Annotated in this window: 15 protein-coding genes and 5 tRNA genes; 1 reads left to right on the forward strand and 19 read right to left on the reverse strand. The window is 38.4% G+C overall.

The window, feature by feature from the left end:
• Window positions 1-78: 78 nt before the first annotated feature.
• The 19 genes from rpoB to LPB86_RS18920 all read right to left on the reverse strand — a co-directional run bounded on the left by rpoB (window position 79) and on the right by LPB86_RS18920 (window position 13,652).
• Window positions 79-3,882: a DNA-directed RNA polymerase subunit beta gene (rpoB, locus tag LPB86_RS18830; protein WP_230692968.1), complete on the reverse strand. Its 3,804-nt coding sequence runs from the start codon at window positions 3,880-3,882 to the stop codon at window positions 79-81.
• Window positions 3,883-4,036: 154 nt separating this feature from the next.
• Window positions 4,037-4,411, reverse strand: a complete 375-nt coding sequence (gene rplL, locus LPB86_RS18835) for a 50S ribosomal protein L7/L12 (RefSeq protein WP_230692969.1) — start codon at window positions 4,409-4,411, stop codon at window positions 4,037-4,039.
• Window positions 4,412-4,474: 63 nt separating this feature from the next.
• The gene (gene rplJ / locus LPB86_RS18840) at window positions 4,475-4,996 is read right to left on the reverse strand and encodes a 50S ribosomal protein L10 (RefSeq protein ID WP_230692970.1); all 522 of its coding nucleotides are present in this window, start codon (window positions 4,994-4,996) and stop codon (window positions 4,475-4,477) included.
• 2 nt (window positions 4,997-4,998) lie between these two features.
• Entirely contained in the window at window positions 4,999-5,697 is a 699-nt protein-coding gene (rplA, locus tag LPB86_RS18845) for a 50S ribosomal protein L1 (protein WP_230692971.1), read from the reverse strand.
• 23 nt (window positions 5,698-5,720) lie between these two features.
• Window positions 5,721-6,164 (reverse strand): 50S ribosomal protein L11, encoded by a 444-nt coding sequence (rplK, locus tag LPB86_RS18850; RefSeq protein WP_037443979.1) that lies wholly within the window; start codon window positions 6,162-6,164, stop codon window positions 5,721-5,723.
• 124 nt (window positions 6,165-6,288) lie between these two features.
• Window positions 6,289-6,831 (reverse strand): transcription termination/antitermination protein NusG, encoded by a 543-nt coding sequence (gene nusG / locus LPB86_RS18855; protein WP_230692972.1) that lies wholly within the window; start codon window positions 6,829-6,831, stop codon window positions 6,289-6,291.
• Window positions 6,832-6,840: 9 nt separating this feature from the next.
• The gene (secE, locus tag LPB86_RS18860) at window positions 6,841-7,041 is read right to left on the reverse strand and encodes a preprotein translocase subunit SecE (RefSeq protein ID WP_230692973.1); all 201 of its coding nucleotides are present in this window, start codon (window positions 7,039-7,041) and stop codon (window positions 6,841-6,843) included.
• A 13-nt stretch (window positions 7,042-7,054) separates the two neighbouring features.
• Window positions 7,055-7,125: transfer RNA gene (locus tag LPB86_RS18865), tRNA-Trp, on the reverse strand.
• An 80-nt stretch (window positions 7,126-7,205) separates the two neighbouring features.
• Entirely contained in the window at window positions 7,206-8,393 is a 1,188-nt protein-coding gene (gene tuf / locus LPB86_RS18870; RefSeq protein ID WP_230692974.1) for an elongation factor Tu, read from the reverse strand.
• Window positions 8,394-8,514: 121 nt separating this feature from the next.
• Window positions 8,515-8,586 (reverse strand) — tRNA-Thr (locus LPB86_RS18875).
• Between the two features lie 43 nt (window positions 8,587-8,629).
• Window positions 8,630-8,702, reverse strand: a tRNA-Gly gene (locus LPB86_RS18880).
• Between the two features lie 10 nt (window positions 8,703-8,712).
• Window positions 8,713-8,795 (reverse strand) — tRNA-Tyr (locus tag LPB86_RS18885).
• Between the two features lie 42 nt (window positions 8,796-8,837).
• A tRNA-Thr gene (locus LPB86_RS18890) sits at window positions 8,838-8,910 on the reverse strand.
• 203 nt (window positions 8,911-9,113) lie between these two features.
• A complete protein-coding gene (gene hpf, locus LPB86_RS18895) occupies window positions 9,114-9,461 on the reverse strand; it encodes a ribosome hibernation-promoting factor, HPF/YfiA family (protein WP_230692975.1) in 348 nt (115 codons plus the stop codon).
• Window positions 9,462-9,475: 14 nt separating this feature from the next.
• Window positions 9,476-10,342 carry a tyrosine-type recombinase/integrase gene (locus LPB86_RS18900; RefSeq protein WP_370632864.1) on the reverse strand — a complete coding sequence of 289 codons (867 nt, stop codon included), beginning with the start codon at window positions 10,340-10,342 and terminating at the stop codon, window positions 9,476-9,478.
• 158 nt (window positions 10,343-10,500) lie between these two features.
• Window positions 10,501-10,695 (reverse strand): 30S ribosomal protein S21, encoded by a 195-nt coding sequence (gene rpsU, locus LPB86_RS18905; RefSeq protein ID WP_230692977.1) that lies wholly within the window; start codon window positions 10,693-10,695, stop codon window positions 10,501-10,503.
• Window positions 10,696-10,877: 182 nt separating this feature from the next.
• Window positions 10,878-12,041: an acyl-CoA dehydrogenase family protein gene (locus LPB86_RS18910; RefSeq protein WP_370632870.1), complete on the reverse strand. Its 1,164-nt coding sequence runs from the start codon at window positions 12,039-12,041 to the stop codon at window positions 10,878-10,880.
• A 184-nt stretch (window positions 12,042-12,225) separates the two neighbouring features.
• On the reverse strand, window positions 12,226-12,753 hold the full coding sequence (locus tag LPB86_RS18915) for an adenine phosphoribosyltransferase (RefSeq protein ID WP_230693219.1): 528 nt from the start codon (window positions 12,751-12,753) through the stop codon (window positions 12,226-12,228).
• On the reverse strand, window positions 12,753-13,652 hold the full coding sequence (locus LPB86_RS18920) for a ComEA family DNA-binding protein (RefSeq protein ID WP_230692979.1): 900 nt from the start codon (window positions 13,650-13,652) through the stop codon (window positions 12,753-12,755). The genes LPB86_RS18915 and LPB86_RS18920 overlap by 1 nt, the downstream gene beginning before the upstream one ends.
• Window positions 13,653-13,753: 101 nt before the next feature.
• Here LPB86_RS18920 and LPB86_RS18925 point away from each other — a divergent pair, with 101 nt between their 5' ends.
• Window positions 13,754-15,505 carry a lysophospholipid acyltransferase family protein gene (locus LPB86_RS18925; protein WP_230692980.1) on the forward strand — a complete coding sequence of 584 codons (1,752 nt, stop codon included), beginning with the start codon at window positions 13,754-13,756 and terminating at the stop codon, window positions 15,503-15,505.
• Window positions 15,506-15,842: the final 337 nt, after the last annotated feature.

The raw sequence follows: 15,842 nt of genomic DNA on the forward strand, positions 1-15,842 counted from the left end.
TTTTTCTAGTTGTAAGTTATAAGTAGAAAGTTGTAGGTGCCAAGCATGACTTAACACCTACAACTTATAACCTAAACTTTAGTCTAACGTAATATCCAAACCTAATCCGCGTAGCTCATGTACCAGTACATTAAATGATTCAGGTACACCAGGTGTAGGAAGGTTTTCACCTTTTACAATGGCTTCATAAGTTTTTGCTCTACCAATTACATCATCCGATTTAACGGTTAATATCTCTTGTAGAATATTGGCTGCACCAAATGCTTCTAGTGCCCAAACCTCCATTTCACCAAAACGCTGACCACCAAACTGGGCTTTACCACCCAATGGTTGTTGTGTAATTAATGAATATGGTCCGATTGAACGTGCGTGCATTTTGTCATCAACCATGTGACCCAGTTTCAACATGTAGATAATACCTACAGTAGTTGGCTGGTCAAAACGCTCACCAGTTAAACCATTATGTAAATAGGTTCTTCCTGTTCTAGGCACACCTGCCTTAGCAATCCAGTCTTCAACTTCATCCAGCTTAGCACCATCAAAGATCGGGGTAGCAAATTTAACACCCAATTCCTGACCGGCCCATGCCAATACAGTTTCATAAATCTGTCCAAGGTTCATACGTGAAGGTACACCCAGTGGGTTTAACACAATATCAACCGGCGTACCATCTTCAAGGAACGGCATATCTTCATCACGAACGATACGGGCAACAATACCCTTATTACCGTGACGACCAGCCATCTTATCCCCTACTTTAAGCTTACGCTTTTTAGCCACATAAACTTTAGCCATTTGTACAATACCTGATGGCAATTCATCACCAACACTAATCGCAAATTTATCACGTTTGTATGCACCAAGCTCTTCGTTTACACGAATACCGTAGTTATGGATTAATAATTTGATCTGATCATTTTTATCATCATCAGTGGTCCATTTGTATGGGTTGATATGTGCAAACTCAAGATCAGAAAGGCTTTTCTGTGTAAACTTAGCACCTTTAGGGAACAACAGTTCTTTATAAACGTTGTAAATTCCCTGAGATGTTTTTCCATTTACAATTTGGAACAGCTTATCTACCAACTCATTTTTTAAATTAGTTGTAGCCAATTCGTAACCTTTATCCAATTTTTCTATAGCAGATTTCTCTTCCGCTTTAGTAGTTTTCTTAGCTCTGGAGAACAATTTGGTATCAATAACCACACCTTTAATAGATGGAGGCGTTTTTAATGATGCATCTTTAACATCACCAGCTTTATCCCCAAATATCGCACGCAATAGTTTTTCCTCCGGCGAAGGGTCAGACTCACCTTTTGGCGTAATTTTACCAATCAGGATATCGCCTTCTTTAACTTCCGCACCGATACGAATGATACCATTTTCATCCAAATCTTTAGTAGCCTCTTCAGAAACGTTAGGAATATCTGGTGTCAACTCCTCTTCTCCACGTTTCGTATCACGCACTTCCAATTCAAACTCTTCAATGTGTAATGAAGTAAAGATATCTTCACGTACAATACGCTCATTGATTACAATCGCATCCTCAAAGTTATATCCCTGCCAAGGCATGAATGCCACTTTTAAGTTACGACCTAATGCAAGCTCTCCATTTTCAGTAGCATAACCTTCGCACAATACTTGTCCTTTAACAACATTCTGGCCTTTTTTAACAATTGGCTTCAAGTTAATACAAGTATTCTGGTTGGTTTTTTTGAATTTAATTAACTTATAAGTTTTGCTATCTCCTTCAAATGAAACCAAACGGTCTGAATCGTTACGAACATACTTGATGGTAATTTCGTTTGCATCAACATACTCAACAACACCATCGCCTTCGGCATTAATCAATGTTCTCGAGTCACGTGCAACACGACCTTCCAAACCAGTACCAACAATCGGCGCCTCAGGACGTAACAATGGTACGGCCTGGCGTTGCATGTTGGATCCCATCAGTGCCCTGTTCGCATCATCATGCTCTAAGAAAGGAATTAATGAAGCAGCAATTGATGTAATCTGATTCGGCGCTACGTCCATTAAGTCTAATTTCTCAGGCTCAATAATCGGGAAGTCACCCTCATAACGTGCTTTTACACGTGGAGTATCAAAATTACCTTTATCATCATATGATGCGTTTGCCTGTGCAATTGTTTTACCATCTTCATCTTCAGCAGAAAGATAAATAACAGGCTCATCCATAGCAACTACACCATCGATAACCTTTTTGTAAGGAGTTTCAATAAACCCTAAGTTGTTGATTTTAGCGTGAACACAAAGAGAAGAAATCAAACCAATGTTTGGTCCCTCTGGTGTTTCAATTGTACACAACCTACCGTAGTGGGTATAGTGAACGTCACGCACCTCAAAACCTGCTCTTTCACGTGAAAGACCACCCGGACCTAAAGCTGAAAGACGACGTTTGTGCGTAATCTCTGCCAGAGGGTTAGTCTGATCCATGAATTGCGACAATTGGTTGGTACCAAAGAATGAGTTAATAACCGACGATAAAGTACGGGCATTGATCAAATCCGTTGGTGTGAAAACCTCATTGTCACGAATGTTCATCCGCTCACGAATTGTACGGGCCATACGTGCTAAACCTACACCAAACTGAGCATATAACTGCTCACCTACGGTACGTACACGACGGTTAGACAAGTGATCAATATCATCAACTTCTTCTTTAGAGTTGATCAATTTGATCAGGTATTTAACGATTGCAATAATATCCGCTTTTGTCAATACCTTAACATGATCCGGAGTATCCATTTTCAACTTACGGTTGATGCGGTAACGACCAACATCTCCCAAGTCATAACGTTTATCCGAAAAGAACAAACGCTCAATGATACCTCTTGCAGTTTCTTCATCAGGTGGTTCTGCGTTACGCAAAGCACGATAGATGTTTTCAACAGCCTCTTTTTCAGAGTTTGAAGTATCTTTTTGTAATGTATTATATATAATGGTATAATCAGCTTGACTGGCACCATCATCTTTAGACAAGATGATCGTTTTAACACCAGCATCGATGATCATATCCACGTGGTCTTCTTCTAAAACAGTATCCCTGTCAAGGATGATTTCATTTCTGTCAATGGAAACTACCTCTCCGGTATCCTCATCAACAAAATCCTCCACCCATTTCCGTAATACCCTTGCAGCAAGTTTACGTCCAACGTATTTCTTTAAACCAGATTTGCTAACTTTAACCTCATCAGCTAAATCAAAAAGTTCAAGGATATCCTTGTCAGAATCGTAACCAATAGCACGCAATAACGTAGTAACAGGGAATTTTTTCTTCCTATCAATGTAAGCATACATCACGTTGTTAACGTCTGTAGCAAACTCAATCCAGGATCCTTTAAATGGAATTACTCTGGCAGAATAAAGCTTGGTACCATTAGTGTGACGGCTTTGGCCGAAAAACACTCCTGGAGACCTGTGCAATTGAGATACAATTACACGCTCTGCACCGTTAATCACAAATGTACCTTTAGGAGTCATATAAGGTATGGTTCCTAAATACACATCTTGAATGATGGTTTCAAAATCTTCGTGTTCAGCGTCGTTACACGAAAGCTTTAATTTAGCTTTCAACGGAACACTATAAGTCAACCCACGGTCAATACACTCAGGTATATCATAACGCGGTGGGTCAATAAAATAATCAAGGAATTCTAGAACAAAAATGTTCCTTGAGTCTGTGATTGGAAAGTTTTCAGCGAACACTTTAAACAAACCTTCTGTATGACGGTTATCTGAAGTAGTTTCGATTTGAAAAAACTCTCTGAATGATTGCAACTGCACATCTAGAAAATCAGGATAATCTATGATATGCTTACTTCGTGCAAAATTTACTCTTTGGTCGACTTTATTTGCCAATGGACTAAAGTTAAATTACTTTAAGAATAAACTATTTGTTTGGTTTTCAATTACACCGTTTTCATCAACCAAGCCAAATGAAATGTGTATAAACAGGGATAGACACCGACTAAAAATAGTCGGTGTCTATATTTTTTAGTATTAAATTAAGTGATTACTTAATTTCAACTACAGCTCCAGCTTCTTCTAATTGAGTTTTCAAAGCAGTAGCTTCGTCTTTAGAAACACCAGCTTTCAATTCTTTTGGTGCACCATCAACTAAATCTTTAGCTTCTTTCAAACCTAAACCAGTTAAGTCTTTTACTAATTTAACAACTGCTAATTTAGAACCACCAGCTTCTTTCAATATTACATCAAAAGTAGTTTTTTCTTCAACTGCAGGAGCAGCATCAGCAGCAGGGCCAGCAACAGCAACTGCAGCAGCAGCTGGTTCAATACCATACTCGTCTTTCAAGATTTGAGCTAATTCGTTAACTTCTTTTACTGTCAAGTTTACCAATTGCTCAGCAAACGCTTTTAAATCTGCCATTTTATAGATTTTTAAAAATTTACGTTATAATAATTATTTAATATTGAACTTTTAAGGTGTTCCTTAACCTTCTCTTTCTTGAAGAGTTTTAACAATTCCCGCAATTTTGCCACCGCTCGATTTTAAAGCCGAGATCACGTTTTTAGCTGGCGACTGTAGTAATCCAATGATACCACCGATAAGCTCTTCTCTTGATTTTAAGTTCACCAAGGTATCCAAGTTATCATCTCCAACATATACCGATGAATCGATGTAAGCTGCTTTAAGCACTGGTTTATCAGATCCTTTTCTCAACGATTTGATCAGTTTCGCCGGAGCGTTGCCTGTTGTTGAGAATAATAAAGCTGATTGTCCTTTAAGTGCTGCATAGATTTCAGATGCGTCGCCTTCCAAACCTTCAATCGCTTTTTTGATTAAAGAGTTTTTAGCAACCTGCATTTCAATCCCGCTTTCAAAACATTTGCGACGGATATTATTTACTTTCTCAACAGATAAGCTTGAGGTATCAGCAATATAAAAATTGCCAAACTCCTGCATTTTCTCTTGAAGAGCTGAAACTAGTTCGTGTTTTTCTTCTCTGTTCATAATTAGATCCCCGCTACTGATTTAGTTTCGATTGCAATTCCAGGACTCATTGTAGAAGAAACATGAATGCTCTTAAAATAAGTTCCTTTTGCAGCAGATGGTTTCAATTTAGAAATTACCTGAAGTACTTCTAAAGCATTTTCATATATTTTCTCTGCCGGGAATGACACTTTTCCTACTGAAGCGTGTATGATACCACTTTTGTCAACTTTAAAATCAATCTTACCGCCTTTTACGTCAGTTACTGCTTTTCCAACTTCGTTGGTTACAGTTCCTGATTTTGGGTTTGGCATAAGGTTACGTGGACCCAAAACGCGGCCCAGTTTACCTACTTTTGCCATACAAGCAGGAGTAGTGATAATAATGTCAACATCAGTCCATCCACCTTCAATCTTAGCTACATATTCGTCTAAACCTACAAAATCTGCTCCTGCTGCTTTAGCCTCTTCTTCCTTGTCAGGATTACAAAGTACTAATACACGTACAGTTTTACCTGTTCCGTGTGGTAAAGTAGCGATACCACGTACCATTTGATTCGCTTTACGCGGATCAACACCTAAAGCGATGTCGATATCAACCGAAGCATCAAATTTAGTAGTCGTGATTTCTTTTACCAAAGCAGACGCATCCTGTAAAGAATACGTTTTACCAGATTCTAGTTTAGCATGTGCCTTTTTTTGATTTTTTGTTAATTTAGCCACTGTTGTAAACTGTTTTTTGTTAATTAATTTGTCCAGGGCGCATCACCGCTAACGGTAATTCCCATACTGCGTGCTGTACCGGCAACCATACTCATCGCCGATTCGATAGTGAAAGCATTTAAATCAGTCATCTTATCTTCAGCAATTGACTTAACCTGATCCCAAGTCACCGAACCAACTTTCTTACGGTTGGGCTCAGCAGAACCACTCGCTAATTTAGTAGCATCTTTTAACTGGATGGCTACAGGAGGGGTTTTGATGATAAATTCGAAAGACTTGTCAGCATAAACAGTAATTACAACTGGTAATACTTTACCGGGCTTATCTTGGGTACGAGCATTAAACTGCTTGCAAAATTCCATTATATTCACCCCCTTAGCACCCAATGCAGGTCCTACTGGTGGCGATGGATTTGCAGCTCCACCCTTGATCTGTAATTTAACAAGTGCACTGACTTCTTTTGCCATTTTTGTTTTTGTTAATTGTAATACTCAATGTTAAATATTGGAAGCATGTAACATTTAAGATCTATATAAGCACTTTATCCCATATCAGGAACTCACGTTCAATATGGGATAAATTTGCTAATTTTTATTCTTTTTCAACCTGCATATAGTTAAGCTCTAAAGGAGTTTTACGTCCAAAAATCTTAACCATAACCTTCAGTTTTTTCTTCTCTTCGTTTACCTCTTCAATCACGCCGGTAAAACCGTTAAATGGTCCATCCATTACTTTAACGTTCTCTCCAACGTAGTAAGCAATGTTCATGGTTTCACCTTGCTGGCTCATTTCATCAACCTTACCTAAAATACGGTTAACTTCAGCCTGACGCATTGGAACCGGATTGCCTCCATTATCGCCAAGGAAACCAATTACACTATTCACATTTTTAATAATATGCTCAAGCTCACCGTCCAATGAAGCTTCTATCAAAACATATCCGGGATAAAAATTACGTTCTTTTGCAATTTTTTTACCTTCCTTCATCTGATAGTATTTTTCCATTGGGATCAATACTTGCGGTACAAGATGAGAAAAGCCCAATCTACTGATTTCAGAATCAATGTATTGTTTTACCTTTTTCTCTTTACCGCTAACCGCCCTTACGACATACCATTTTAACTGATCGTTCATTTTGGCTGTTTAATTAGAAAGTGACTTATAAAAAGTATCTAAAACAAATGTTGATCCTTTATCCATTGCAAAAATAACAACTGCAATGATAAGTGAAGCAACCAAAACCAGCACTGCAGAATTTTGCAATTCTCCCCATGAAGGCCAGGTAACCTTCTGGGTCATTTCTTCGTACGATTCTTTTATAAATTCTACTACTTTATTAGCCATAATAAATTTTTTGCACGGGAACAAGGATTCGAACCCTGATCAAAGGTTTTGGAGACCTCTATTCTACCATTGAACTATTCCCGTAGATTATAAAGTACTTAGACGGCGGCGATACACCGTGTCTAAGTACTTTTATATCATATTCAGTACTTACGTACTAAATACTATTTTACAATTTCAGTTACCTGACCAGCACCTACTGTTCTACCACCTTCACGGATAGCGAAACGTAAGCCTTTTTCCATTGCAATAGCGTTAATCAATTTAACATTGATGGTAACGTTATCACCTGGCATAACCATTTCAGTTCCTTCAGCAAGGGTGATTTCACCTGTTACGTCTGTGGTACGGAAATAGAATTGTGGACGGTATTTGTTAAAGAATGGAGTGTGACGTCCACCTTCTGCTTTTGACAATACATAGATCTCAGCTTTGAAATCAGTGTGGGGAGTAACTGAACCTGGTTTACAGATAACCATACCACGACGGATATCAGTTTTCTCAATACCACGTAACAATAAACCTACGTTATCACCTGCCTCACCATAGTCAAGGATTTTACGGAACATCTCAACACCTGTTACAGTTGATTTAAGATTTTCAGCACCCATACCTAAGATTTCAACTGGATCTCCAGAGTTGATTACACCACGCTCAATACGACCAGTTGCAACAGTACCACGACCAGTGATCGAGAATACGTCCTCAACAGGCATTAAGAATGGAAGGTCAGTTAAACGTGGAGGAATTGGAATGTAGCTATCTACAGCATCCATTAATTCCATGATTTTAGCAACCCATTTAGCATCACCGTTCAAGCCACCAAGAGCTGAACCTTGAATAACAGGAATATCATCACCAGGGAAATCATAGAAAGATAACAATTCACGAACTTCCATTTCTACTAATTCAAGTAATTCCGGATCATCAACCATATCCACTTTATTCATGAATACAACTAATGAAGGTACACCTACCTGACGAGCCAATAGAATGTGCTCACGAGTTTGTGGCATCGGACCATCTGTAGCAGCTACAACGATGATAGCTCCATCCATTTGCGCAGCACCAGTAACCATGTTTTTCACGTAATCCGCGTGACCTGGACAGTCAACGTGTGCATAGTGACGGTTAGCAGTTGAATACTCAACGTGAGCTGTGTTAATAGTGATACCTCTTTCTTTTTCCTCAGGAGCAGAGTCAATTGAATCAAATGAACGCGCCTCAGATAAACCAGCATCAGATAACACTTTAGTGATCGCTGCTGTTAAGGTTGTTTTACCGTGGTCAACGTGACCGATTGTGCCGATGTTTAAGTGCGGCTTGCTGCGGTCAAACTTTTCTTTTGCCATGTTTTTATACTTATTAGTAGGTTACTTTTATTTATTTTATTGTTTTGATATTATTTCAATACAAAAAACCTTGCCTATTCTACATTTATTGCAGATTTAACAAAGCATTTACTTTTTTATGAGCCAAAGATGGGACTTGAACCCACGACCTCTTCCTTACCAAGGAAGTGCTCTACCGCTGAGCTACTTCGGCTTTTTAATCTTCAGCTCACACTGATTACCCTTTCAATATTAAGAGCGAAAGACGAGGTTCGAACTCGCGACCTATAGCTTGGAAGGCTATCGCTCTACCAACTGAGCTACTTTCGCTTCTTTATTGTGGGGGGAGAAGGATTCGAACCTTCGAAGTCTTGCGACAACAGAGTTACAGTCTGTCCCATTTGGCCACTCTGGTATCCCCCCATTCTTTTAATGCCTCACGTATCACTACGCTTAAATTAAAAGAGCCTCCTATCGGGATCGAACCAATGACCTACTGATTACAAGTCAGTTGCTCTACCAGCTGAGCTAAGGAGGCTTATATGATACTTTACTTTTTCAAGTTTTGTACCGATATGTTTTAAACTTTCATAGAACTCTTCAAATCTTTAGAGGCGACGACCTCCCTGAAATGGAATGCAAATCTACAAGAATAAATTTGTCCTGCAAACTTTTTTTTCAAAAAAAAGCTGGCAAATATTACTTGCCAGCACATTTTTTAGTTTTAAAAAAACCAGTCCTCTAATAATCAGACACTTCATCAGCACTTAATAATGCCTTATGTTCACTAAGTTTTTCTCTCGTTTTATCTTTGTGCTTGGTAATTTGCTTTCTTAACGACTCAATTGCCAGATCCGTTGCTTCCTCAAAAGATTTACATTGCTCCTTTGCAAACAAAACTCCACCGGGAACACTCAACTTTATCTCACTTATTTTGTTGGCCTCATCTTCCACATTCTCTAATTTCAAATAAACTTCTCCATTAATAATCTGATCATGGAACAACTCCAGCTTATCAACTTTCTTCTGAATAAACTCCAACAACTTATAGTCTGCGGTGAAATGGATCGATTGAACTGTAATTTTCATGTTTTCCTCCTTTTTTAGGCCTTTGGATGGGCTTGTTTATATATTAATTTTAATCTTTCTATTGAATTGTGCGTATAAACTTGTGTAGCAGCCAAACTAGCATGCCCCAGCAATTCTTTTATCGCATTGATATCAGCACCCCGATTTAACAGACTGGTAGCATAGGAATGCCTTAAAACATGCGGACTTCTTTTATCCTGAGTAGACACGTAAGACAAATACTGGCGAACAATCTTATAAATCATTGGATGAGTTACACTGGTTCCTTTATTGCTAACAAATAAGTGTGCGGATTTGTTGGTAAAATTCTGAGCATCTTTTAAAGATATATATGCTGACAGTTGATTTACAAGTGATTTGGTTATCGGAATAATTCTTTCTTTGTTACCCTTGCCCAGTACTTTTAAGCTTGCATCGTAACTATTTAAATCTGTATCCTTCAACCCTACCAATTCAGCAAGCCGGATCCCCGTACCAAAAAAAGTCTCCATAACCATTTTATCCCTTACAGAAGGAAAACTGTCATCAAAAAAAACATCGGAGTCTAAAAGCTCGTCCATTTTCTTCTCATCTACAAATACAGGTAAAGGCTTAGTTACCCTCGGTGCTTTAATCAGCACCATTGGATTAACTGATAGCACAGCCGTACGACGCAGAAATTTGTAAAAGGACCGCAATGCAGAAAGCTTTCTACCAATTGAATTTGCACCGATATGGTCTTCCATTAAGGTGGCGATATAATTTCTAACCTGATCATGTGCCACACTTGCTAAATCCATTTCGAAAGTTCCCAACACATATTGCTCAAACTGTAGCAAATCTGTCCGGTAAGCTTCAATGGTATGCGGAGAATATCGCTTCTCATGTTCTAAATATGTCAAAAATGACGCTATCAACATAGGCAGGGTGATCAATAATTGGTTAAGTGAATATACGAAAACTTTATATTAACAAAGCTTTAATCAAAAAAAAAGCATCACCAGAAACTCTGATAATGCTTTTAGTTGTTTAAACAACTCTATGTTAGATCTTTTAGAAACTAAGCGTTTCCTTCAAGATGCATATTCTGGATATAAACAGCGTGTTTTACTTCAGTTCTGCGAGTAACAGATTTCTTTTCGTATGCCTGACGACTACGTAGTTCTCTCAAAACTCCTGTTTTTTCAAACTTCTTTTTGAAACGTTTCAGCGCTTTATCTAATGATTCGCCGTCTTTAATGTTGATAATGATCATAACGTAAAATACCTCCTCTCGTTGTTTTTGGGACTGCAAATGTAGAACATTTATTTGAAATTCAAACTATTAAATTAAAAATAGAATTTCCATTTCAAAAAAAATCCGGTGCCCTACAGGTGCACCGGATAAATAGTATATTTGGTTAGAATAGTCGAAATTATATTTTTGAGTTTGTAAGATTAAGCATTTAATATTTCTCTTGCAATAACTATTTTCTGAATTTCAGAAGTCCCCTCGCCAATAGTGCACAATTTGCTGTCTCTGTAAAACTTTTCTACGGGAAAATCCTTCGTATAACCATATCCACCAAAGATTTGCACTGCATCGGTTGCCACCCGCACCGAAACCTCCGAAGCAAAATATTTTGCCATTGCAGACTCTTTTGTCATTTTAAGTCCTCGGTTTTTCATATCCGCAGCCTGGCGAATTAACAATTCGGCAGCTTCAATCTCCGTGGCCATATCCGCAAGTTTAAAACTAATAGCCTGAAAATTTGATATGGCTTGTCCAAACTGATGTCTTTCCTGTGCATATGCCAAGGCCGCCTCGTAGGCACCTTTTGCAATGCCTAATGCAAGTGCCGCTATAGAAATCCTGCCGCCATCCAGCACCTTCATTGCTTGTTTAAAGCCATCACCAACATTACCCAGCAAATTGGCTGCTGGCACCCGGCAGTTGTCAAATATCATTTCTGTAGTTTCAGAAGCACGCATACCCAATTTGTTCTCCTTTTTACCGGCAGAAAAACCAGGTGTACCGCGCTCTACAACAAGCGCAGAAATACCTTTAGCACTTCCTTTATCTCCGGTCCGTACCATCACAACAGCCACATCACCAGATTTCCCATGTGTAATCCAGTTCTTTGCACCGTTTATCACATAATGGTCTCCGTCCAAAATTGCAGTGGTCATCATCCTCAAGGCATCAGAACCGGTATTTGCTTCCGTTAAACCCCAGGCTCCAATCCACTCTGCCGTGGCCAGTTTGGGCAACCATCTTAATTTTTGTTCCTCATTTGCAAATGCAAGGATATGCCCCGTACACAAGGAATTGTGCGCAGCTAATGACAATCCAATAGATCCACATACTTTAGCAATCTCTACAATCACATCAACATACTCCTGATATCCAAATCCAGATCCTCCATATTCCTCTGGAACCAATACCCCCATCAAACCCAGCGCACCAAGTTTTTTAAATACATCAACAGGAAAATACTGATTTTCATCCCATTCCATGAGCTTAGCACGAATGTTCTTCTCGGCAAAATCTTTAACCATCCCCCTAACCAGTTCCTGGTTTTCGGAAACAGCAAAATTAAATCCTGGAATATGATCAATCATTTTTTGCATATGTTTTTCTTTGAACGGGACAATGATAAACAAATAAAATCACACGGTTAGCAAGCAAAAAATAAGCTTAAAAACAGAACGAAACGGTATTCAGTTCATTAACCGCATTCCTGTTTTAAACCATATAGATTAATATGCCAAAAAAGGAGGAAAAAAACTTATATTTTTTTTGAAGTTAATATGCTGCAAGCGCAAAATGATTGGGAGAGTAGGCCATCAACCGCTCCTTTCCATTCAAAAAATCCAGAGAAATGATAAAAGAATACCCAGCAACTACAGCATTTAATTTTTGAATCAATTCAGACGCTGCCACTACTGTACCGCCTGTAGCCAGTAAATCATCATGAATCAAAACACGTTGACCCGGCAATAAAGAATCCTCATGCAATTCCAGTACCGCATTTCCATATTCCAGTGCATAAGCATACTGGATGGTTTTGTGTGGCAGCTTCCCCGCTTTCCTAATTGGCACAAATGGCACGTTCAAGGCCTGCGCCAGAGACATCCCAAACAGGAAACCCCGACTTTCTATACCTGCTACCACATCAATCTTCAATCCGTTAAGCTGGTTCGCCAATGAAGCGGTAATCTCTGCACATAAGCGTGAGTCTTTTAATATAGGAGTAATGTCTTTAAATACGATTCCTGGTTTGGGAAAATCCGCCACATCGCGTATGGCTTGTTTTATTTTAGATGCTATCATCATTTAAAAGAAAGATAAGGTTTCAGCTGCACAATTAATTCCGGGGTCAAAATGGCCACCTTTTTTAAGTCCTCAATATCAGTATAATTTCCATGCTGTTTTCTGTATTGTATCAATGCATTTACTTGTTTGTAGCGGATGTAAGGATGATTTTTAAAATCTTCCACAACAGCGCTATTGATATTGATCCTTCTAAGCAATGATACATCTATATCAACCTGATTTTTGATTTCGTCAAACTTCACCGAATCCAGTCCAAAAACTTCCATTAACTGTTCCTTTTTGTAAAATCCTCCAAGCCTATCTCTATATTTTATAATTCTTCGTGCAAAAACCGGCCCTACACCCTTTATTTTATCAAGTAACAGCGTATCGGCACCATTCACTTCGATGATTTCAGGATCAGATTTTTTAGCCAAATAAGCCTTGTTAGTGCTACCAAAACTTCCGTAATTAGTCTTTGCAGTCACAGTCTCCATCCTAATATAAGGAAGGAGCTCCGCATACTTGCTTCTACTTATGGAATACATTTTTTTTAAATCGTCTGGATTGCGAAATTTGCCCCCTTTATCTCTGTAATTTAGAATTACCCGGGCCTGTTTCTCTGAAAGTCCAAGTTTCTGCCAGCCATCCAATCCAATAGTATTAGGGTCAAAAAAATCCAAATCTCCAGTTTTTTGACCGTCTGCTTTTTTAGCATGAGGATATGGCTCAGAATTCTCGAGTTCAAGTTCCTGAATAGCCAAATTTTCGGCTGCCACATTGTGCTGGTATGGAAAAAGAAGGTTAGAAATTTCGGGTGCTGCCATTACAACAATTAAAATAACCGCTAATGACATCAATCCATTAAACTCGCGTTTACTTAAATCGAAGTATTTGTACAGCCATTCTTTTACCATTTTCAGCACATTAATCAAACTCTGCTAATGTACTACTCATATTTAAGAATATTAATCTTATTTTTGAATTTGCTAACAAATTCATTATACAAACAATCTGGATGAAGATCATAACAACCAAAGAGTTCGCTAAAGCTACCAAAATAGATAAACTGGGCGTTCCAGGACTGGCGGCCTTACTAATGGAAGTAATGAAATTAAATGACATTAATAAAGTTTTCTCTCAAAACCAACATTTCAATGGCTTAGAGTTCGTAGACAAAATTCTGGAAACAATTGGGGTGTCAATCGATTTTGATCAAGACGATTTTAAAAATATACCTAAAACAGGCGGTTTTATCGCCATTGCCAACCATCCATATGGAGGTATTGAAGGACTGGCACTGGTTAAGTTACTGTGTACGGTAAGGCCGGAGGCAAAAGTTATGGTTAATTTTATCCTGAACAAAATCCCTAACCTCACTGAGTTCTTTGTTGCAGTTAATCCATTTGAGAATGTACAGCACTCATCCAGCATCAGCGGATTAAAAGCTACTTTTGACCTCCTAAAAGCTGGTACACCTGTCGGCATTTTCCCCGCAGGAGAGGTTTCAACTTTTAGTTTAGATAAACAAGAAATCACCGACCGGATCTGGCATCCTGTAGTTGGAAAACTCATTGCAAGAGCAAAGGTACCAGTAGTACCCATTTATTTTCATGGCAATAATGGCGTACTTTTTAATATCCTTAGTTTCATACACCCTACACTTCGTACCGCTAAGTTACCATCCGAATTCCTGAACAAACAAGGCCTTAAAATAAAAGTAAGAATCGGAAAACCCATCCATATTGAAGACATCTCGTACCGCAACAACACGAATAAATTACTGGACTTTCTTCGTGCCCGCACGTATGCCTTAGCTACAGGTCTGGAACAGGAAAAGAAACTGTTTAACCCCATTAGCCTTTTTAAGATTAAAAAAAAACCGGAAGCTGTTATCGCAGAAACATCACCTGAGCTTCTTGCCGAAGAGGTGGAACAACTGGAAAGCTTCAAGTACTGGTCTGAAAAAAACTATGAGGTATACATTACCCCAACAGCCAACATACCTAATATTTTAAGGGAAATCGGCCGGCTGCGTGAAATCACTTTCCGCGAAGTTGGTGAGGGTACAAATAAAAAAATAGACCTTGATAATTACGATATTTACTACCATCATCTTTTTATCTGGGATAAAGAAAAGCAAAACATAGTAGGCGCCTACCGTATAGGCAAAGGCGACGAAATCTTAAACACCATGGGCAGAAGAGGTTTTTACCTCTCAGAATTGTTTAAAATTAAAGAACCGTTTTATCCTATTTTAAGGCAGGGTATTGAGCTTGGCCGTTCCTGGATCAGGAAAGAGTATCAGCAAAAACCCTTACCACTTTTTTTACTGTGGAAAGGTATTTTAAAGTATTTACTAGATAATCCCCAGTATCGATATATGTTTGGGCCTGTAAGCATTAGCAATAATTTCTCTAAATTATCAAAATCGCTTATTGTAGATTACATAACGAAAAATCATTTTGATTATGACCTTGCTCACTATGTAAAGCCAAAAAACAAATTTAAAGCAGACCTTTCTCCTATAGATACCGATCTTCTTGTTGAAAGCAGTGAGTCACTGAAAGACCTGGATAGCCTTATTTCTGATATTGAGAACAACCATATTAAAATACCAGTGCTGTTAAGGCAATATATGAATTTAAATGCCAAAATCATCTGTTTCAATATAGACCCTAAATTTTCTGATTGTCTGGATGGATTTCTCGTTGTAGATACCAGGAACATTCCCGCTGAAATGCTGGAGAAAATTGGTAAGAACCTGTAAGATGAAATTTTAGCTAAAAAAATAAATGCCCAGGACATCCATCCTGGGCATTTTGTTTATCAACTAAACCTAAACTTTATAAATACTAACCAAATATTTATGCCACAAAAGTAAGGGCCTAAAATTAAGCCGGTGTTAAGTAATCATTACTGTTATCACGATCAATTTCGGGACATGATTTAATAAATCACAGATCAATCACACATCAATCGCACATAAATCACACATCAATGGCACATATTGTATGCGTTTGATGTGTGATTTATCTGTCTTCTAACTGCGATTAATCTGTGATTGTTTAAAACGTGGTAGGCTGCGGGTCATGATAAGATGAAAA

Origin of the sequence: Pedobacter sp. MC2016-14, assembly GCF_020991475.1 — a bacterium.
Taxonomy (GTDB): Bacteria; Bacteroidota; Bacteroidia; order Sphingobacteriales; family Sphingobacteriaceae; genus Pedobacter.

What these genes read in the sequence shown, in the direction of transcription:
- secE (WP_230692973.1), bottom strand. Translation starts at nt 7,041, where the DNA reads ATGGCTAATAAAGTAGTAGAATTTATAAAAGAATCGTACGAAGAAATG.
- rplL (WP_230692969.1), bottom strand. Translation starts at nt 4,411, where the DNA reads ATGGCAGATTTAAAAGCGTTTGCTGAGCAATTGGTAAACTTGACAGTA.
- LPB86_RS18925 (WP_230692980.1), top strand. Translation starts at nt 13,754, where the DNA reads ATGAAGATCATAACAACCAAAGAGTTCGCTAAAGCTACCAAAATAGAT.
- hpf (WP_230692975.1), bottom strand. Translation starts at nt 9,461, where the DNA reads ATGAAAATTACAGTTCAATCGATCCATTTCACCGCAGACTATAAGTTG.
- nusG (WP_230692972.1), bottom strand. Translation starts at nt 6,831, where the DNA reads ATGAACGATCAGTTAAAATGGTATGTCGTAAGGGCGGTTAGCGGTAAA.
- rpsU (WP_230692977.1), bottom strand. Translation starts at nt 10,695, where the DNA reads ATGATCATTATCAACATTAAAGACGGCGAATCATTAGATAAAGCGCTG.
- LPB86_RS18920 (WP_230692979.1), bottom strand. Translation starts at nt 13,652, where the DNA reads ATGGTAAAAGAATGGCTGTACAAATACTTCGATTTAAGTAAACGCGAG.
- LPB86_RS18910 (WP_370632870.1), bottom strand. Translation starts at nt 12,041, where the DNA reads ATGATTGATCATATTCCAGGATTTAATTTTGCTGTTTCCGAAAACCAG.
- rplK (WP_037443979.1), bottom strand. Translation starts at nt 6,164, where the DNA reads ATGGCAAAAGAAGTCAGTGCACTTGTTAAATTACAGATCAAGGGTGGA.
- rplJ (WP_230692970.1), bottom strand. Translation starts at nt 4,996, where the DNA reads ATGAACAGAGAAGAAAAACACGAACTAGTTTCAGCTCTTCAAGAGAAA.
- tuf (WP_230692974.1), bottom strand. Translation starts at nt 8,393, where the DNA reads ATGGCAAAAGAAAAGTTTGACCGCAGCAAGCCGCACTTAAACATCGGC.
- LPB86_RS18915 (WP_230693219.1), bottom strand. Translation starts at nt 12,753, where the DNA reads ATGATAGCATCTAAAATAAAACAAGCCATACGCGATGTGGCGGATTTT.